General features: G+C 66.7%; 19 protein-coding genes. 10 read left to right on the top strand and 9 right to left on the bottom strand.

Annotated elements, in window-relative coordinates; genetic code table 11:
* Positions 1–52 precede the first annotated feature (52 nt).
* The 9 genes from QFZ94_RS14940 to mpl form a co-directional block, all read right to left on the bottom strand.
* Positions 53–835: an SDR family oxidoreductase gene (locus tag QFZ94_RS14940; protein ID WP_176365584.1), complete on the bottom strand. Its 783-nt coding sequence runs from the start codon at positions 833–835 to the stop codon at positions 53–55.
* Positions 832–1,512 carry a 2-dehydro-3-deoxy-6-phosphogalactonate aldolase gene (locus QFZ94_RS14935; RefSeq protein ID WP_368584064.1) on the bottom strand — a complete coding sequence of 227 codons (681 nt, stop codon included), beginning with the start codon at positions 1,510–1,512 and terminating at the stop codon, positions 832–834. The genes QFZ94_RS14940 and QFZ94_RS14935 overlap by 4 nt, the downstream gene beginning before the upstream one ends.
* Before the next feature lie 44 nt (positions 1,513–1,556).
* On the bottom strand, positions 1,557–2,672 hold the full coding sequence (locus QFZ94_RS14930; RefSeq protein ID WP_429457883.1) for a 2-dehydro-3-deoxygalactonokinase: 1,116 nt from the start codon (positions 2,670–2,672) through the stop codon (positions 1,557–1,559).
* Entirely contained in the window at positions 2,669–3,685 is a 1,017-nt protein-coding gene (locus QFZ94_RS14925) for an IclR family transcriptional regulator (RefSeq protein WP_368584066.1), read from the bottom strand. Before QFZ94_RS14925 ends, QFZ94_RS14930 begins: the two co-directional genes overlap by 4 nt.
* A 364-nt stretch (positions 3,686–4,049) precedes the next feature.
* On the bottom strand, positions 4,050–4,784 hold the full coding sequence (gene mtgA / locus QFZ94_RS14920) for a monofunctional biosynthetic peptidoglycan transglycosylase (protein WP_368584067.1): 735 nt from the start codon (positions 4,782–4,784) through the stop codon (positions 4,050–4,052).
* Positions 4,785–4,809: 25 nt separating this feature from the next.
* On the bottom strand, positions 4,810–5,673 hold the full coding sequence (aroE, locus tag QFZ94_RS14915) for a shikimate dehydrogenase (protein ID WP_429457881.1): 864 nt from the start codon (positions 5,671–5,673) through the stop codon (positions 4,810–4,812).
* Positions 5,670–7,808: a ribonuclease catalytic domain-containing protein gene (locus QFZ94_RS14910; protein ID WP_429457879.1), complete on the bottom strand. Its 2,139-nt coding sequence runs from the start codon at positions 7,806–7,808 to the stop codon at positions 5,670–5,672. Before QFZ94_RS14910 ends, aroE begins: the two co-directional genes overlap by 4 nt.
* 215 nt (positions 7,809–8,023) lie before the next feature.
* Entirely contained in the window at positions 8,024–8,638 is a 615-nt protein-coding gene (locus QFZ94_RS14905; RefSeq protein WP_429457877.1) for a YqiA/YcfP family alpha/beta fold hydrolase, read from the bottom strand.
* Positions 8,635–10,029: a UDP-N-acetylmuramate:L-alanyl-gamma-D-glutamyl-meso-diaminopimelate ligase gene (mpl, locus tag QFZ94_RS14900; protein WP_410848633.1), complete on the bottom strand. Its 1,395-nt coding sequence runs from the start codon at positions 10,027–10,029 to the stop codon at positions 8,635–8,637. Before mpl ends, QFZ94_RS14905 begins: the two co-directional genes overlap by 4 nt.
* A gap of 187 nt (positions 10,030–10,216) precedes the next feature.
* Here mpl and QFZ94_RS14895 point away from each other — a divergent pair, with 187 nt between their 5' ends.
* From QFZ94_RS14895 to QFZ94_RS14850, 10 genes are all read left to right on the top strand, one after another.
* Positions 10,217–10,867: a UDP-N-acetylmuramate--alanine ligase gene (locus QFZ94_RS14895; protein ID WP_368587622.1), complete on the top strand. Its 651-nt coding sequence runs from the start codon at positions 10,217–10,219 to the stop codon at positions 10,865–10,867.
* A 19-nt stretch (positions 10,868–10,886) separates the two neighbouring features.
* Positions 10,887–11,447 (top strand): TlpA family protein disulfide reductase, encoded by a 561-nt coding sequence (locus QFZ94_RS14890; protein ID WP_429457874.1) that lies wholly within the window; start codon positions 10,887–10,889, stop codon positions 11,445–11,447.
* A 208-nt stretch (positions 11,448–11,655) separates the two neighbouring features.
* A complete protein-coding gene (aroQ, locus tag QFZ94_RS14885; protein ID WP_429457872.1) occupies positions 11,656–12,111 on the top strand; it encodes a type II 3-dehydroquinate dehydratase in 456 nt (151 codons plus the stop codon).
* Between the two features lie 78 nt (positions 12,112–12,189).
* Positions 12,190–12,657, top strand: coding sequence for an acetyl-CoA carboxylase biotin carboxyl carrier protein (gene accB / locus QFZ94_RS14880; protein WP_176121879.1), 468 nt, complete (start codon positions 12,190–12,192; stop codon positions 12,655–12,657).
* A gap of 116 nt (positions 12,658–12,773) precedes the next feature.
* Positions 12,774–14,138, top strand: a complete 1,365-nt coding sequence (gene accC / locus QFZ94_RS14875; protein WP_013090569.1) for an acetyl-CoA carboxylase biotin carboxylase subunit — start codon at positions 12,774–12,776, stop codon at positions 14,136–14,138.
* A gap of 3 nt (positions 14,139–14,141) precedes the next feature.
* Positions 14,142–15,044: a 50S ribosomal protein L11 methyltransferase gene (prmA, locus tag QFZ94_RS14870; RefSeq protein ID WP_368587625.1), complete on the top strand. Its 903-nt coding sequence runs from the start codon at positions 14,142–14,144 to the stop codon at positions 15,042–15,044.
* Between the two features lie 47 nt (positions 15,045–15,091).
* Positions 15,092–16,474 (top strand): zinc-ribbon and DUF3426 domain-containing protein, encoded by a 1,383-nt coding sequence (locus QFZ94_RS14865; protein ID WP_429457870.1) that lies wholly within the window; start codon positions 15,092–15,094, stop codon positions 16,472–16,474.
* 72 nt (positions 16,475–16,546) lie between these two features.
* Entirely contained in the window at positions 16,547–17,047 is a 501-nt protein-coding gene (tpx, locus tag QFZ94_RS14860) for a thiol peroxidase (RefSeq protein WP_176380931.1), read from the top strand.
* Positions 17,048–17,147: 100 nt separating this feature from the next.
* On the top strand, positions 17,148–18,086 hold the full coding sequence (locus QFZ94_RS14855) for a carbohydrate kinase family protein (protein ID WP_368587627.1): 939 nt from the start codon (positions 17,148–17,150) through the stop codon (positions 18,084–18,086).
* 25 nt (positions 18,087–18,111) lie between these two features.
* Positions 18,112–18,588: a glycine zipper 2TM domain-containing protein gene (locus QFZ94_RS14850; RefSeq protein ID WP_013090574.1), complete on the top strand. Its 477-nt coding sequence runs from the start codon at positions 18,112–18,114 to the stop codon at positions 18,586–18,588.
* The last annotated feature ends 58 nt before the right edge of the window (positions 18,589–18,646 follow it).

The raw sequence follows: 18,646 nt of genomic DNA, 5'->3' as shown, positions 1-18,646 counted from the left end.
CACGCGGCCAGCGCGTCGTCCGGTGTTCTGTGCGTCTCTTCGCGATGCGAATTCAGTCGTGATACAGCGCCGAGCGGCCGCCATCGACGGTGATGCAGCTCGCGTTGATGAACGGCGCCTCGTCCGATGCGAGGAACACCGCGGTCATCGCCACTTCCTCCGGGCGCCCGATGCGCTTCATCGGCTGCAGATCGAGCGTCGCCTGCTGCGCGGCGGCCGGATCGGGCTGCTCGTTCCACCAGTCGTGCGTCAGCTGCGTCTCGATGTAGCCCGGTGCGATCGCGTTCACGCGCACGTTGCACGGCGCGTACTCGATGCCGAGCGCGCGCGTGAGGCCGATCACGCCATGCTTCGCGACCGGATACGGGAAGCAGCCCGGAATGATCTTGAACGCGTGGGTCGACGCGATATTCACGATGCTGCCCGCGCCGCGTTCGACCATCCCCGGCAGCACCGCGCGACAGCCATTCCACACGCCGTCGAGATCGACCGCGAAGCAGCGCCGCCAGTCGGCGTCCGTCATCGTCAGCGGATCGCAAAACACGTTGATGCCCGCGTTGTTGACGAGGATGTCGAGCGCACCGAACGCGCGCTCGCCTTCGCTCACCGCATGCCGCAGCGACGCGGGTTGGGTCACGTCGGTCTGCACCGCGAGCACGCGCGCGCCTGCGCCGACTTCCGCCTCGATCCGCGCCGCCGTGCGCTGCGCCGTGTCGAGATCGAGTTCCGCCAGCACGACCGCCGCGCCCTCGCGCGCGAATGCGAGCGCGATCGCCGCGCCGATGCCGCGCCCGGCGCCGGTCACTAGAGCGGCTTTGCCGGCGAGCCGGTTCATTTCTTCGCTCCTGCGCGAGCGATCCGCAGACCGTTGATGAACGCCTTCGCATGCGACGCGGTCACCGCCGCGCTCTGGCCCGGCTTGTAGAGCGCCGAGCCGAGGCCGAAACCGTTGGCGCCGGCGCTCAGGAACGGCCCCATGTTGTCCGGGTTGATGCCCCCGACCGGCACGAGCGGCACCTGCGCGGCGATCACCGCGCGCCATGCCTTGACGACCTGGCAGCCGAGTTGCTCGGCGGGGAACATCTTCAGCACGTCCGCGCCGTTCTTCAGCGCGATGAACGCTTCGGTCGGCGTCGCGACGCCGGGCGCGCAGGCGAGGCCGCGCGCCTTCGCGGCGATCACGACATCCGGATCGCTGTGCGGCATCACGATGAGTTCGCCGCCCGCCGACTTCACGTCGTCGACGTACAGCGGATGCAGCACCGTGCCCGCGCCGACGATCGCGTCGGCCGGCAGCACCTTGCGGATCGCGGAGATGCTGTCGAACGGCTGCGGCGAATTGAGCGGTACTTCGACGATGCGAAAACCCGCTTCGTACAGCGCTTGACCGTGATCGGCCGCGTCGGCGGGCGTGACGCCACGCATGATCGCGATCAGCGGACAGACTTCGAACGCGGCGATCAGACCCGCGTGCGGCATGTAGGGTCCGGGCAGATTGATATGTGGTTGCATGTCGGTTCCTTGTTTCGTGAGCGTCGTAAAGGCTCTGCCGCCGGTCAGCCCGCTCGCGCCGCCTGCGCGGACGGCTGCACGAGCCCCGCTGCTACCGCAACGCGCCACAGGCCGCGTTCGGTCGCGTGTCTGACCGGTTCCGCGCGCAGACAGCCGAATTGCGCGAGCGCGAGGCGGTAGCGCTCGCATAGCGCGTCGTTGCCGATCAGCCGCAGACTCTGCTGCGCGAGCGAGCTGCCTTGCTGAGCGAGCACCGCTTCGAGGCCGGCGAGTTCGTGTCCGATCAGCAGGCCCGACAGATAGTCGGGCTGAGCGTCGCTCGACAGCGCGCCGGTCAAGCCGAGCGTGCGCGTGCTGAACACGGTCGCGAGCACGCCCGCCTGACCTTTCTCGCGCGCGATGTTCACACCGCGCAAAAATGCTTCGGTATCCGGCCGATCGGGCGTGACCATCGTACGGCCGAGAATCGTGTGCTCGCGCAGCGCGGCGAATACCTCGCCAGTCATGAAGGTGTGAAAACGCTCGATGCGCTCCGCCTGCACGACCGCCCATTTCGCGTGCGTGCCGGGCAGGCCGATCAGTGAGCGAGCGTTGCTGTCGACGGCGCTCGTGCCTTGCGCGCCGTTCGCATCCGCGCTGAGCGCGCCGAAAATCTGCGTCTCCTCGCCGCGCATCACGTTCGGCAATTCGCCGCGTTGCAGCACGCCCGGCACGATATGCAGCGTCGCGCCGCGCGCGGTCTGCACCCGGACGATGCCGGCCACCAGCGCATCGGCGTTCGCGGGCGTCTCGACATACGGCGCTTCGAGCCAGCCCTGCGCGCTGCCCACCATCCCCGCCGCGATCACCGGCACGCCGCGCCCATGCTCGAGCCACGCGCCGCAGGCGTCGTCGAACGCCGCGTCGAAGCCGCCCTCGGCCGCGCTGCGCGGCAGATTCATAATGCCGGCCGACGATGCGCGCGTCGCCAGCACGCGACCGTGCACGTCGAACAGATACGCGCGCAGCGACGTCGTGCCCCAGTCGAGCGCGATCAGCGCGGCATGCGTGAAATCGACGGCGGCGGTATCCGTGCCATCGGTCGCGTCCGGCTGCACGCCCGATGTGGGCCCGGCGGGCGCCTGGTGGTTCGCCAGCGTGGCGGTGCCCGCTTGTTTCATCGCTTGATCCTGCGCGTGGCCGGTTGCGGTGCGCGCCAACCGAGTTCTTCCGAAATCGCGCGCGCCTCGCGCTGCACGACCGGAATCAGTTCGTCCATCCGTTCGAGCGGCATATACGGAATCGTGCTCGCCACCGACAACGCCGCGACGATCGCGCCCGACGCATCGCGCACCGGCGCCGCGACGCAACGGATCGACGCTTCGTTCTCTTCGAGATCGAACGTGTAGCCGCCGGCCGCGTAGTTCGTCATGCGCTGCAGGAAGGTCGGCGCGTCGGGGCGGTTGTCGGGCTTGAAGCTGACGCCCGCGAGCGCGCGGCGCGACGCCTCGAACAGCGACTGCCATGCGTCCGGCGCGAGGTCGAGCATCATCGCCTTGCCGATGCCGGTCGACGCGAGCGGCATCCGATGGCCGACCCGCGAGCGCATTTCGAGGCCGCGCGTGCCGGGGATCTTGTCGATGTACAGCACGTCGTCGCCGTCGCGCACGCCGAGGTGGATCGTGTCGAGCGTCTGCTCGGCCAGCGACTGCAGGTGCGGACGCGCGACGGCCGTCAGCGGCATCTGTTCGAGCGCGATGGTGCCGAGCTCGATCAGCTTCGGCCCGAGCAGATAGCCGCCCTGCACCTGGCGCAGATAGCGCGCCTGCACGAGGCTGCTGACCAGTCGATGCGTGGTGCTGCGGGTGGTGCCGAGCGCGGCGCCGAAGCTGCGCAGATCGCGCACGCCGGCCGCCGCCGCCTCGAGAATCGCGAGGCCGCGCAACAGTGTCTGTGTGCCGGCCTGCTGCGGCGTGATTTCCAGCAGCGTGACCGGCAGCCCGAGTCCGTCGACGGTCGCCGCGCGCTGCACCGGGCGCGACGCCCTTGCGGTTGCGGACGCACTGGCGGCGACATTGGCGGTGACGGCTGAAGCCTCGCGCGGCGCGGGATTCGCGGCGCGGTCCGGCGCGCCGTTCGACCCCGGCGCCGCCTCGGTCGGGCTAGCCCCGTGAGTAGGCATCGCTTTGTTCATGGCGATTCGCTTTCGGATGGTTTCTGCGCTTAGCGCGCGGGGCCGGAGAACAGGGCGGGAACGCGTGCGGCGCCGCGCTCGCGCGGCTGCTGTGGTTGGCTGCCAGACATGTTGGCCTCGTCTCCGGTTTTTTTGTGTCGCGGTTCGCTGTTTCAGCGCGCTGGAGCGCCTACTTGCGATGCATGTTGGCTTGGATTGTAGGGCGACTTTTGAGAATCACCAATATGTGAATGTTGAGTCCAGATAGTGAGATTTTAGTTGGCAATCAGCTGTTTAGCGGAACGCAGCGCCTCCGCGAAAAGACGCAAAAAAGCCCGCGCGAGGCGGGCTTCGGAACTGAAAACCAGGGGATCGACAGCCCTTTTCAATCCGGCAATTCGGCCGCGCCCATCCGCCGCGCGATGACTCGCGCGCGTTGCGTGAGATACGCCGAATTCCTGTGTTCATCGAAATACTTGGGGCGCGGCAGCATCACCGCGAGCCGCGCCGACTGCGCGGCCGTGAGCTTGCTCGCCGAGGTCTTGAAGTAGTACTGCGCGGCCGCCTCGGCGCCGTACACGCCGTTGCCCCATTCGACCGAGTTCAGATAGATCTCGAAGATGCGCTGCTTGTCCATCAGCGTTTCGAGCATCCACGTGATGATCAGCTCCTGGCCCTTGCGGATATAGCTTTTCTCGCGCGACAGGAACAGGTTGCGCGCAAGCTGCTGCGAGATCGTCGAGCCGCCGCGCACGATCCGGCCTTGCGCCTTGTTGCGCTCCCATGCCTGCAGCATCGCGTCGGTTTCGTAGCCTTTGTTGTTGACGAAGTTCGCGTCTTCGGACGCGATGATCGCGCGCTTCAGGTTGCGCGAAATCTGCTCGTACGGCACCCACGTGCGCTGCACCGACAGATCCGGCCGGTCCTGCGACAGACGCCACGCGTCCGATCGCATGAACGCGGTCGAGCGCGGATTGACGACGTTCCAGATCGCGATCTGCGCGAAGTAGTACGCCTGCGTCGCGAGCCAGGCGATGACCACGACCGCGATCAGCCAGGCGAGCCAGCGCAGCGGGCCGGCCTGGCCGCGCGAACCGTTGGCGCGCCGCGTCGCTGTCATGGTGCGTGCTATCCGCGCGCTGACGTTATGCGGGCGACGGCGCCGTCAGCAGCGCGCGCAACTCGGCGAGCACCGGCGCGCCGTCGGGGCGCACACCGCGCCACACATAGAACGATTCGGCGGCCTGCTCGACCAGCATGCCGAGGCCATCGGCGCCGCGCGCGCCGAGCTTCGCCGCGTGCTGCATGAAGACGGTCGGATGCGCGCTGTACATCATGTCGTAAGCGAGCGTGCCGTTGCCGAACGCGCGGTCGTCGCACTCGGGCAGCGACGCATCGAGGCTGCCTGCGGTCGCGTTGACGATCACGTCGTACTGCCCCGCTTCGATCGCCCGGGCGCTGCCGCCGCTCAGACGGCAGTGCGCGTCGCCGGCAGCCTGAGCGAACTGGTCGACCAGCGCCTCGGCCTTCTGTGCCGTGCGGTTGACGATAGTCAGCGTATGCGGCGCGCGGTCGAGCATCGGCAGCACCACACCGCGCGCGGCCCCGCCCGCGCCGAGCAGCAGGATGCGCGCGCCTTTCAGCGACACACCGAGATTCACCTCGATGTCGCGCACGAGGCCGAAGCCATCCGTGTTGTCGCCGTAGATGCCGTCGGCGTCGACCCTCAGCGTGTTTACCGCGCCGGCCGCCGCGGCGCGAGGCGACAGCGTGTTCGCGAACGCATGCGCGTCGAGCTTGAACGGCACCGTCACGTTCAGGCCGCGCCCGCCCGCTTCGATGAACGCGCGCACGTGCGGCACGAACGCGTCGACCGGCGCGAGCAGAGCGCCGTACTCGACCGGCTCGCCGGTTTGCGCGGCGAAGCGGCCGTGGATGAACGGCGACTTGCTATGTCCGACCGGATTGCCGATGACCGCGTAGCGGTCGCGCGTTGGGTTGCCGCTCATCGTCCCGGCTCCGTGATGTGTTGGTCGTTGTCGGCGGTGTTCGATGCGGCGTTGCCGTTGCCGTTGCCGCTTGCCGCGGATTCGTCGGCGCCGGGGTTGTCGTTCGGATTGCCGCCGTCGGCTTCGGCTTGCGCCTCCGCTTCGCTTTCGGCGCTGTCGTCCGCTGCGTCGAGCAACTCTTCGTCGCCCTCGTCCTCGCCTTCTTCGGCTTCGGCGCCGCTCGTTACAGTCGGCGCATCGAGCACGTGCAACAGACGCACCGACGCTTCGATCGTCAGTTCATCGATCGACATCACTTCCAGCTGCAAACGCGTGCCGCGCGCATGCACGCCGAGACCCGGCACGTGCAGCAGGAGCGGAATTTCCTCGAGACGCACGAGATCGCCCTTCACGACCGACGCGACCACCTGCTTGCGGTTTTCCTGCGTGAGCCAGCGCAGACACCAGAAGTACTCCATGCGGCGCTGGTAGTCGGCGTACGCGGTGTAGGTGTCGTCGAAGCCCTGCACGACCGCGAACAGATCGGCGTCCTTCGGCTTGAACGGCGCGGCGAGCTTCGCGGTCACGCCATGCTGCACGCACGCGATCAGCTGCCACTGGTTCACGAGGTCGACGTAGCGGCGCAGCGGCGACGTGCTCCACGCGTATTGCGAGACCCCGAGCCCTTCGTGCGGCGCCGCGTTGGTCTGCATGCGCGTGCGCTTCGGGCCGCTTGGCGCGCCGAACGCGCGCTGCGTGCGATAGATGCCCGGCACGCCGTGATCATGCAGGAACGCGCCCCACGACGAGTTCGCGAGAATCGCCAGCTCGGCGACGATCGTGTCGAGCGGCGAGCCGCGCCGGCGCGGCGTGATCGTGATGTGCTCGCCGTCGACGTAGAAATTGAAGTCGGTATTGCGCTGCACTTCACGGCGCAGGCCGTAGCCGGCGCGCGCGGTCTGGCGCTTTTCGAACAGTGCTTGCGCGAACGGCCACAGCACGGCGATATCGTCCTTGTGCGGATACTCGCCGGTGCCCTCGGCGAGCGCCTGCTCGGTGACGACTTCGTCGAGCGTGTTGTGACGCAGGTTGTTCTTCACGAACACGCGCTCGGCGCGCGTTTCGCTCGCGACGATCTCCTGCGTCTCGCGATTGACGATCACATACAGCGACAGCGCCGGCCGATATCCGCCCTCGGCGAGCGTGAAGGTGTCGACGACGCTGTCGGGCAGCATCGTGATCTTGTCGCCGGGCATGTAGACCGTCGACAAACGAGCACGCGCGATCGCATCGACGTCGTCGCCGCGCTGAATGCCGAGCGCCGGCGCGGCGATGTGCACGCCGATCCGCACGCGGCCGTCGGCCAGATGCTCGACCGAGAATGCGTCGTCGATTTCGGTCGTGGTGATGTCGTCGATCGAGAACGCTTCGACGTCGGCCTGCGGCAGATCGTCGGGCACGTTCGCGGCCGCAACGGTCGGGAAGCCGGTGCCGTGCGGAAAGTACTCGGACAGGAATTTCGCTTCGTGCAGCGCGCGCGGCGACGCTATCGCGCCGCATTCGAGCATCAGCCGCGCCTGCGAGATGCCGCGCGCGGCCGCGGCGCCCTCGAGCGCCTTGTACTCGATCGTGTTCTTGTCGGGCTTAGTCAGGAGCGCGAGGCCCTTGCCGCCCGCGAACGTTTCCGGCAGACGGCCTGCCTTCAGTTCTTCCTCGTACTGCGCCTGCACGAGCGCCTGCTGGCGCTTGCGCTCGAGGCCCGCGAGCGCCATCTTCAGCTGCTCTTGCGGCGCGCGCTGGTACATGCCGCGGCCCTTGCGGCGGAAGTACACCGGCGAGCCGTGCATGCGCAGCACCAGCGCCGCTCGCTCGATCGCGCCGAAGCTCGCGCCGAAGTACTCGGCGCCCAGCGTCGCGAACGGGAATTCATCGTCCGGCGCGCATTCCCACAGGAAGTCCAGATCGATCTCCTGCGCCAACGTGTCGGCCTGCTGCATCAGTTCGGCCGCGGTGGGCTTTTCGAACTCGATCAGCACGTCTTTCGCGCGCACCTTCGCGCGCCGGCCGCCCGGCAACTCGACCTGAAACGCGTCACCCTGACGCGACAGCACGCTGCCGGCCTTGAAACTGCCCGATTCCTCGAAGAAAACGTTCACTCAATACTCTCGTTCTGACTTGCATCTGCCGGCGCGCCCGACGCCCTGTGGCGATCGATCACTGCATGAGCGGCACGGCAACCTGTTCGTGATAGTGAATCCGCGGCGCGCACTGCGCGTGCCAGCGGGTTGAATCTTGCGACCAGCGGTGGCGGTCGGTGTGTCTTTCCGGCCGATGTCCTTGCGGGGATCGGTGCCGCCGCCCTTGCGCGCCGTCAGGCCGCCGCGCGTGGCGCCGGCGGCTCGACGTGTTCGCCGTCGCAGAAGGCCAGCACGTCGTCGAGATACTGCGCGAACTCGCTGATCGCGTGGTCGCTGCCTTCGATCAGCGTGGTGCGCGCGCCCGGATAGTGCGCGAGCATTTCGCGATAGTCGAGCACTTCGTCGCCGGTGGCTGCCATCAAATAATAGCGTTCGGGCCGCGTGATCGACGCCACGCCGAGCGGGCGCAATTCATCCAGATGATGCGGCTCGACGACGATGCTGCCGCCGCCATGCCACAACGGCTGCTCGCCGAGATACGCGCTCAGGTCGCGCTGCGGCACGACCGCCGGATTCAGCAGCACGGCCGACCAGCCGTGCTTCTCGGCCAGATGGGTGGCGAAGTAGCCGCCGAGCGAACTGCCGATCACCGTCACCTGCCGTGCATCGCCGTTCGCACGTGCGGCGGCGACCAGCGATTCGGCAAGCGCCACGGTTTCGAACGGCGACACCGGCAGCATCGGGCAACACCACTCGTCGGCGCGGCCGAGTTCTGCCAGACGCGTCGCGAGCAGACGCGCCTTGAACGAATTCGGCGACGAACGGAAACCGTGCAGGTAGAGAATCACGACGCGCCTCGCGTCGAAAGACCGTCGAGCAGCTTCTGATGTACGCCGCCGAAGCCGCCATTGCTCATCACCAGAATCTGGTCGCCGGGACGCGCGGCGTGGACTACCGCCTTCACGAGCGCGTCGAGGTTGTCGAAGGCCTGCGCCTTGCCGTCGAGCGGCGCGAGCGCTTCGCCGAGGTTCCAGCCGAGCGCGTCGCGCCCGCTCGGCGCACCGTAGCCGAACACGAGGTCGGCGTCCGCGAGGCTTGCCGGCAGTTGCGCTTTCATCACGCCGAGCTTCATCGTGTTCGAGCGCGGTTCGAGCACCGCGAGAATTCGCGTGTTGTCGCGGCCGACCCGCGCACGCAGCCCGGCCACCGTCGTCTCGATCGCGGTGGGGTGATGCGCGAAGTCGTCATATACGGTCACGCCGTCGACGCTGCCGCGCACTTCCATGCGGCGCTTCACGTTGCGGAAGCTCGACAGCGATTTCGCGGCCTGCGCGGGCGGCACGCCGACGTGGCGCGCGGCGGCGATCGCGGCGAGCGCGTTCATGCGGTTATGTTCGCCCTGCACCTGCCAGTCGACCACGCCGACGCGCTCGCCGCTGTGATAGACGGCAAAGCGTTCGTCGACGGGCACGCCCTGCTCCGCCGGCTGGATCTCCCAGCCACCCTGCACCCCGAAGCGCTCGACCTCGCTCCAGCAGCCGCGCGTCAGCACGCGCTCGAGCGCGTCCTCGCGGCCGTTCGTGACGACGCGGCCAAGGCGCGGCACTGTACGGATCAAATGGTGGAACTGCGTTTCGATCGCGGCGAGATCAGGGAAGATGTCGGCGTGATCGAATTCGAGATTGTTCAGCACCGCCGTTTTCGGGCGGTAATGGACGAACTTCGAGCGTTTATCGAAGAATGCGGTGTCGTATTCGTCGGCTTCGATCACGAAGAAGCTCGAATCGGTGAGCCGCGCCGACACGCCGAAGTTCAGCGGCACGCCGCCGATCAGAAAGCCCGGATTCAGGCCCGCGTCTTCGAGCAGCCAGGTCAGCATCGAGCTCGTGGTGGTCTTGCCGTGCGTGCCGGCCACGGCCAGCACCCATTTGCCGTTCAGCACGTGCTCGCCGAGCCACTGCGGACCGGACACGTACGGCAGGCCGCGATCCAGAATCGCTTCCATCAGCGGATTGCCGCGCGTGACCACGTTGCCGATCACGAACAGATCCGCGTTCAGGCCGTTCAGCTGTTCCGCGTCGTAGCCCTCGATCAGACGGATGCCTTGCGCCTCGAGCTGCGTGCTCATCGGCGGATAGACGCCGGCGTCGCAGCCGGTCACCGTGTGGCCCGCATTGCGCGCGAGCACCGCGAGTCCGCCCATGAAGGTGCCGCAGATGCCGAGGATGTGGATATGCATAAGCCTGTCGTGCCGTGGGGGCGTTTTTTGCGAGGGATGGGAGGCCGCAGGACGGCCGGAACGACCGTCTGCAAAGGACGCCTATTGTAACCGACACGGCGCGCGCCGCCCCTGCGGGCCACGCCCGGCGCCGCCCCGTCCGGGCCGCCTAGCCGCGTCGCCAGGCCCGATCTAGTATGATGCAGGGATGGTCCGCAAATCACATTTCGATCCGCAACGCGTGCGCGAGGAAATCGCGATCGCGGCTGCGCGCATGATTGCCGAAGACGGTCTGGACTACGCCAGCGCGAAGCGCAAGGCGGCCCGGCAGGTCGTCGGCGAAACCCGTATTGCCGGCGAATGGCTGCCGGACAACGACCAGATCGAAGAAGAAATCCGCGAATATCAATCGCTGTTCCAGGGCGACAGCCAGCCGGCGCTCTTGCGGCGGCTGCGTGTGATCGCGGTCGACTGGATGGAGCGGCTCACGCCGTTCAATCCGTATCTGACGGGCGCGGTACTCGGCGGCACGGCCGGCGAGCATTCGGACGTGCATCTGCAGGTCTTTTGCGACAACCCGAAGGAAGTCGCGATCTACATGCTCAATGCGAACATCCAGTACGACGTGTCGGAAACGCGCCATTTCGCGGGACGTGGCTATGTGGAGACGCTGAGCTTTCTGTGGCGTCCCGCGGACGACCGCAACGCCGAGCCGGTCGGCATCCATGTAGCGCTGTACGAAACCGACGACCTGCGCGGCGCGGTGCGCGCCGACGCACGCGGCCGCACGGCGCGGGCGAACCTGCAGGCGGTACAGGCGCTGCTCGACGGCGACCAGGTGCCATCCTTCACCAATTGATCAGACAGAGCGGAGCACGATGAACACAAGACGTATGCTGGCGGGCGTGGCCGTTGCGCTGCTCGCCGCGGGCGGCGGTGTGCTGGCCAATCACTGGCTCAATCGCGGCGCCGACGTCGCGTACGCGGCGCAGGGTGGGTCACAGCCTGATACCCCCGCGAGTCCCGTCCAGCAGCTGTGGAGTGCGCCGGTCACGAATGTCGACGGCAAGCCGCAGTCGCTGAGCATGCTCAAGGGCCACCCTATCGTCGTCAACTTCTGGGCGTCGTGGTGTGGCCCGTGCGTCGAGGAAATGCCTGAGCTGTCGCAGATCCAGCGCGAATACGCGAAGAAAGGCATCCAGTTCGTCGGTCTCGGCGTCGACTCGGAAAAAAACATCCAGACCTTCCTGCAGAAGGTCAAGGTCGCGTACCCGATCTACGTGACCGGTTTCGGCGGCGCCGACCTCGCGCGCGCGTTCGGCAACAATGCGGGCGGCTTGCCGTTTACCGTCGTGATCGACGCAAAAGGCAACATCCGCTCGACAAAATTGGGCCAGATCGACCCCGCGGCCCTGCGTCAGACGCTCGACACGCTATAAATTTCCCGATTTCTGACCCTGCGCTTGTTGGCGCCCGCTTGCGTGCAGAACGAGCGAAAATGCGCGGATAATCCCCGATTTTGAGTGAAGTTCGGCTCACGGCTGTGCGGCGGCCCGCCCCGGCCGCCCCCGCGTACGCGCGCGAAACTAGACAAGTTTCTCTAATCAGCGCTAAAGTGCGCGCAATTCCACGGAAAAAGAAGCGACCATGACGCGCCTGCTGGTACTGCACGGACCCAACCTCAACCTTCTCGGCACCCGGGAACCCGAGGTCTACGGTCGCGTGACCCTGCCGCAGATCGATCAGGCGCTGGCGGACCGTGCAGCCGATGCGGGCGTCGAACTCGCATCGTTCCAGAGCAATCACGAAGGCGCGCTGGTCGACCGCATTCAGGCGGCCCGCACCGAGCAAACCGATTTCATCCTGATCAATCCCGCCGCGTACACGCACACGAGCGTGGCCATTCGGGACGCACTAGCGGGGGTCGGCATCCCGTTCGTCGAGGTTCATCTGTCGAACGTGCATCGCCGGGAACCGTTCAGGCATCACTCGTATTTCTCCGACCAGGCAGAGGGCGTGATTTGCGGCCTCGGCTGGAAGGGGTATCTGTACGCGCTCGAATTCGCGCTCGACCGGCTCGCCGCCGGCTCGTCGCGCGGCTGAATCCAAACACGTCCAATTTGAGCCGGCTACTGCACCTTTGCACACGCCGGCACACTACGCATTGAAAGGGGCACCCTGATGGATCTACGTAAACTCAAAACTCTGATCGACCTCGTCTCGGAGTCCGGTATTTCCGAACTCGAAGTGACCGAGGGCGAAGGCAAGGTCCGCATCGTCAAGAATGCGCCGCCGGTTTACGTCCAACCGTCCGCCTCGTACGCCGCACCGCAATTCCCGCAAGCCGCGCCGGCAGCAGTCGAAGCGCCGGCCGCCGCGAACGCTCCGGCCACGCCGGCCGCCGCCGCGCCGCAAGGTCACGTCGTCACCTCGCCGATGGTCGGCACGTTCTACCGCGCGCCGTCGCCGGGTGCCGATCCGTTCGTGCAGGTTGGCGACACGGTCAAGGAAGGCCAGACCATCTGCATCATCGAAGCGATGAAGCTGCTCAACGAGATCGAAGCGGACAAGTCGGGCGTGGTCAAGGAAATCCTCGTCGAAAACGGCCAGGCGGTCGAGTACGGCCAACCGCTGTTCGTGGTCGGCTAACGCGGCACGCACCATTCGCCGCCCGCGCGCCGCTCGTCCCGAGGCGCGCGACCGATCCTCTGCGGCAGCCGGCGTCGTGACCGACCCGGCGCCCATTGATGAGTCGAAAACCCGCTATGTTTGAAAAAATCCTCATTGCCAATCGCGGCGAGATCGCGCTTCGTATCCAGCGCGCCTGCCGCGAGCTCGGCGTCAAGACGGTCGTCGTCTACTCGGAAGCCGACAAGGAAGCCAAGTACGTGAAGCTCGCCGACGAGGCGGTCTGCATCGGCCCGGCCCCGTCGAATCTGAGCTATCTGAACATGCCCGCGCTGATCAGCGCGGCCGAAGTGACCGACGCCGAAGCGATCCACCCCGGCTACGGCTTCCTGTCGGAGAACGCCGACTTCGCCGAGCGCGTCGAGCAGTCCGGCTTCACCTTCATCGGCCCGCGTCCGGAAACGATCCGCATGATGGGCGACAAGGTCACGGCCAAGCAGACCATGATCAAGACCGGCGTGCCTTGCGTGCCCGGTTCGGAAGGCGCACTGCCGGACGATCCGAAGGAGATCGTGAAGATTGCCCGCCAGATCGGCTATCCGGTCATCATCAAGGCAGCGGGCGGTGGCGGCGGCCGCGGCATGCGCGTGGTCCATACGGAAGCGGCGCTCGTCAACGCGGTCAACATGACCCGCGAGGAAGCCGGCCGCGCGTTCGGCAACCCGCAGGTCTACATGGAGAAATTCCTCGAGAACCCGCGGCACATCGAAATCCAGGTGCTCGCCGACTCGTTCAAGAATGCCGTGTGGCTCGGCGAGCGCGACTGCTCGATGCAACGCCGTCACCAGAAAGTGATCGAGGAAGCGCCGGCGCCGGGCATCGCGCGCCGTCTGATCGACCGGATCGGCGATCGTTGCGCGGATGCGTGCAAGAAGATGGGCTATCTTGGCGCGGGCACCTTCGAGTTCCTGTACGAAAACGGCGAGTTCTACTTCATCGAGATGAACACGCGCGTGCAGGTCGAGCATCCGGTGACCGAACTGATCACCGGTGTCGACATCGTGCAGGAACAGATCCGCATCGCGGCCGGCGAGAAGCTCGCGTTCCGTCAGCGCGACATCCAGTTCCGCGGCCATGCGATCGAATGCCGGATCAACGCCGAAGATCCGTTCAAGTTCACGCCGTCGCCGGGACGCCTGACGTCGTGGCATATGCCGGGCGGCCCCGGCATCCGCGTCGATTCGCACGCCTACAATGGTTATTTCGTGCCGCCGAACTATGATTCGATGATCGGCAAGCTGATTGCTTACGGCGCCACGCGCGAACAGGCGATCAGCCGGATGCGTATCGCGTTGTCGGAAATGGTGGTCGAAGGCATTCAGACCAACATCCCGCTGCACCGCGAGCTGATGCTCGACGCGAAGTTCGTCGAAGGCGGCACCAGCATCCATTACCTCGAAAACCGGCTGGCCGCGCGTCAGCAGGTCGCGGAAGAAGCGTAAGTCATGAGTTATCGGGAACTGGTCGCCGAACTGGCGCGCGAGCACGCGGAGGAGTTCTCCGACGCGCTGCTCGAGCTGGGCGCGCTGTCCGTGTCGGTTGAAGATGCCGACGCCGACACGCCCGACGAGCAGCCGCTGTTCGGCGAGCCCGGTCTCACGCCGGATCGCACGGCATGGCAGCATTCGCGCGTGATCGCCCTGCTCGCGCCGGAGCACGATCCGGCCGTGCTGCTGACCGCCGCGGCCAACGAAATCGGACTCGATGCCGCGCCGGCCTATACCGTGCGCGAGGTCGAGGAGCAGGACTGGGTGCGGCTCACGCAGTCGCAGTTCGATCCGATTCAGATCGGCGAGCGCATCTGGGTGGTGCCGTCGTGGCACGATGCGCCGGACCCTGACGCGCTCGTGCTCGAACTCGATCCGGGCCTCGCGTTCGGCACCGGCAGCCACCCCACCACGCGCCTATGCATGGAGTGGATCGAACATGCGATCAAGCCCGGCCAGTCCGTGCTCGACTACGGCTGCGGCTCGGGCATCCTCGCGATTCTCGCGAAGAAGTGCGGCGCCGATCCGGTGATCGGCATCGACATCGATCCGCAGGCGGTCGAATCGGCGCGTCACAATAGCGAGCGCAACCACGCCGACGTCACCTATGGCCTGCCCGATGCCTGCCCGGCCGGCGAATTCGACGTGGTGGTCGCGAACATTCTGTCGAATCCGCTGAAGCTGATGGCGTCGATGTTGTCGTCGAAGGTGAAGCCGGGCGGCCGCATCGCACTGTCGGGGATTCTCGCGCGCCAGGCCGACGAAGTCGCGCAGGTCTACGCCCGCTGGATCGACATCAGCGTGTGGCGCGAACATGAAGGTTGGGTGTGCCTCGCCGGAACGCGCCGCGAAAGCAATTAGAATAAGGCATATTGTCAACCTAACGGCCTCTGGCTCAACGGCTCGATATGCACCTGGCGACGCGTTGCCCCTTCTGCGAAACTGTTTTCCGTCTGCAACCGGCGCAGCTTGCACAGCGCCGCGGCCTCGTGCGGTGCGGGCATTGTCAGGAAGTCTTCGACGCATCGAGCAGTCTGTTCGACGTCTCCGAAGGCGGCGATTTTTCGAACGCCAAACCGGTTGCCGCCGCGGCGGCGATCGAAGCGCTGTCGGGAGTGCGGCAACCAGGCTCGGATTTCAGCAGCGACGCATGGGCCCCGAGCGCGCTGGCTCCGGAACAGGACTCCACCAGCATTTCCCGCAGCACGCTCGACTCCCGTTTGCGCGACCACGCGAGCAGCGTGCCGCTCGCGCCGCTGTCGCTCGGCGGCACCGAGCACGCAACCGTCACGTCGGGCACGCCGCGTCAGGCGACCGAACCTGAACTGCGCGCTGGCGCTTCCCCGGCGCCGCTCTCCCCGGACGATGAGCCGACGCTGGCCGACGCGCCGCTCGAACCGTTCGCCTATCCCGCTGACGACGCGGTCGATGAACCGCCTGTCGCCCCGCCCTCCGCGCCTGCTGCCCCACCGCGAGTCGACAACGAAGCGCCACGCGTCTGGCACAAGGTCGAACGCCCCGAGCCGTCCATGCTCGACGAACCCGCGCGGCGTGAGCCGGCAAACCTTCATGGCATGCGCGACAACGAACCGCACTTCGGCGCGGCCGGCGTAGGTGCGGCCGGCGTAGGTGCGGCCGGCTTCGGCGCCGCCGCAGGCGCTGCCGGCGCCGGTGGTCCCGGCGGCCCGCGCCCGCCGGGAGGCCCGGCGCCCGCCCCATCGAGCGGCGAGCCGTTCTCGGTCAATCCTCCGATCAGCGCTGGCGACGATCCGTTTCCGGTTATGCGCGAAACCCGCCCGGTGGACGCCGGTCGCGTCGGCTGGATCGTCGCCGGCGTGGTGCTCGCCGCGCTGCTCGTCATTGCGCTGCTCGCGCAACTCGCGTGGTGGCAACGCGAGACCATCATGGTCAACGTGCCGCGCTCGCAGATCCTGTATGCGCAAGCCTGCGCGCATCTCGGCTGTCAGCTGACGCCGCCGCACGACATCGAAGGCTTGCTGGTCGAGCCCTCCGATCTGCGGCAGATCGACGGCCCGCACAAGCTCGAACTGAAGATGCCGCTGCACAACCGCCTGAACATCGCGCTCGCCTACCCGGCGATCGAACTCACGCTGCTCGACGATCAGAACAACGTCGCGGTGCGGCGCGTGCTATGGCCGCAGGATTACGTGCCACCGGGCACCGTGATCGCGGCCGGCCTGCCCGCGCACGCGACACAGACGATGATCGTGCACCTCGACACCGGCACCGCGATCGCCTCCAATTTCCGCGTACAGATCTTTTATCCGTAACGCACCCTCGCGCGCCCGCTCCCGAGCGGGCGCATCATTGTCGTCACTGACGCCCTTTTCGGAGCACAACACATGAGTCAAGTCACGCTGGGTGGCAACCCGATCGAAGTAAGCGGCACTTTCCCGTCGGTCGGCCAGCAGGCCGCCGCGTTCTCGCTGGTCGGCCGCGACCTGAAGCCGCTGACGCTCGCCGACTTCGCCGGCAAGCGCAAGGTGCTCAACATCGTCCCGAGTCTCGACACGCCGACCTGCGCAACGTCGACGCGCAAGTTCAACGAAGCCGCCGCGAAGCTCAGCAACACGGCAGTGATTGTGGTGTCGGGCGACCTGCCGTTCGCGGCGTCGCGCTTCTGCACGACCGAGGGCATCGAGAACGTGGTGACCGCGTCGACGTTCCGCGGCCACGAGTTCGCGCAAGCGTACGGCGTCGATGTGACGAGCGGTCCGCTGACCGGCCTGACCGCGCGCGCGGTCGTCGTGCTGGACGAGAACGACAAGGTCTTGCACGCCGAGCTGGTCGGCGAGATCAAGAACGAACCGAACTACGACGCAGCGCTCGCCGCGCTGAAGTAAGCCCTCTCGCTCGCGAACGACGGCGCCGCGCCTCGCGTGGCGCCGTCGGCGCGGCGCGTCTGTCTTCCTATCCCACCGTTTTCATACAGGAACGCTCGCCTTGGCTACGCTCATCTGCGGCTCGCTCGCGTACGACAACATCATGACCTTCGAAGGCCGCTTTCGGGAGCACATCCTGCCGGAGCAGGTCCACATCCTGAACGTAAGCTTTCTCGTGCCGACCATGCGTCGCGAGTTCGGCGGTTGCGCGGGCAACATCGCGTATGCGCTGAATCTGCTCGGCGGCGACGCGCGCATCATGGGCGCGATCGGCGCCGTCGACGCGCAGCTTTATCTGGACCGGCTCGCGGAGCTCGGCCTGTCGACGGAAAACGTGCTCGTCGTGCCCGACACCTACTCGGCGCAGGCGATGATCACGACCGACCTCGAGAACAACCAGATCACCGCGTTCCATCCGGGCGCGATGATGCAGTCGCATCAGAACCGCGCCGACGAAGTGAAGGGCTTGACGCTCGGCATCGTCGCGCCGGACGGCTATGACGGCATGGTTCAACACTCCGAGCAGCTGGCCGCCGCAGGCGTGCCGTTCATCTTCGATCCGGGCCAGGGCTTGCCGCTGTTCGACGGCGAGACGCTGCGGCGCGTCATTGAACTTGCTACCTATGTAGCGGTCAACGATTACGAAGCCGCGCTGGTGAGCAATAAGACCGGCTGGTCGATCGAGCAGATCGCCAGCAAGGTCGATGCGCTGATCATCACGCTCGGCGAAAAGGGTGCTCAGATCCATCACGGCGGCGCTATCGAAGAAATCCCGGCGGTCAAGGCCAGGCGGGTGCTCGATCCCACCGGTTGCGGCGACGCATTTCGCGGCGGCTTGCTCTACGGTATCGAGAAGGGCCTCGGTTGGGCAACCACCGGCCGTCTCGCCAGCCTGATGGGCGCACTGAAGATCGAGCATCAGGGCCCGCAAAACTACGCGCCCAGCCGGGCGGAAATCAACGAGCGGTTCAAGCAGGCCTTCGGATACGACCTGCACTGATATCGCGTGCTATGGGAGTTTGGGAATGAGAACCTCGAGTCGCCTGATCGTCGCCACCTTGATCGCCGGTTCGCTGGCCATGTCGGGGTGTGCGGTCAACAGCAGCTCTCCCGACGTTTTCACCGCTTCGCAGGCGCAGCGTGAACAGACGGTGCGCATGGCCACGGTGGAAAGCGTGCGCGCGGTCCGAATCAGCACGAACGAAGGTCAGCCGATCGGCATAGGCGCACTCGGCGGCGCGGCGCTCGGCGCGCTCGCTGGCACTGCGTTCGGCGGCGGACGTGGCCAGGTCGCGACGGGTATCGTCGGCGGCATCGGCGGTGCGGTCGCCGGCAATGCGATCGAAAACCGTGTGGCGATGCGCGACGGCATCGAAATCACCGTGCGGCTCGACAACGGCGACATGCGCGCCATCACCCAAACTGCCACCGGCGAAATCTTCCGCGCCGGCGATCGCGTGAGGCTGCTGTCGAGTGGCGGCGTCACGCGCGTCACGCACTAAGCGCAGTTCCCCTCCCGCGCGGCCGCGCGTAGTTCAGCGCCGCGACGACGACATCACA

The sequence above is a fragment of the Paraburkholderia sp. JPY465 genome (assembly GCF_050436725.1).
In the GTDB taxonomy this organism is placed as follows: domain Bacteria; phylum Pseudomonadota; class Gammaproteobacteria; order Burkholderiales; family Burkholderiaceae; genus Paraburkholderia; species Paraburkholderia youngii.
Note: the sequence above shows the minus strand (reverse complement) of the source record. Positions and strands in the feature narration are given on the sequence as shown.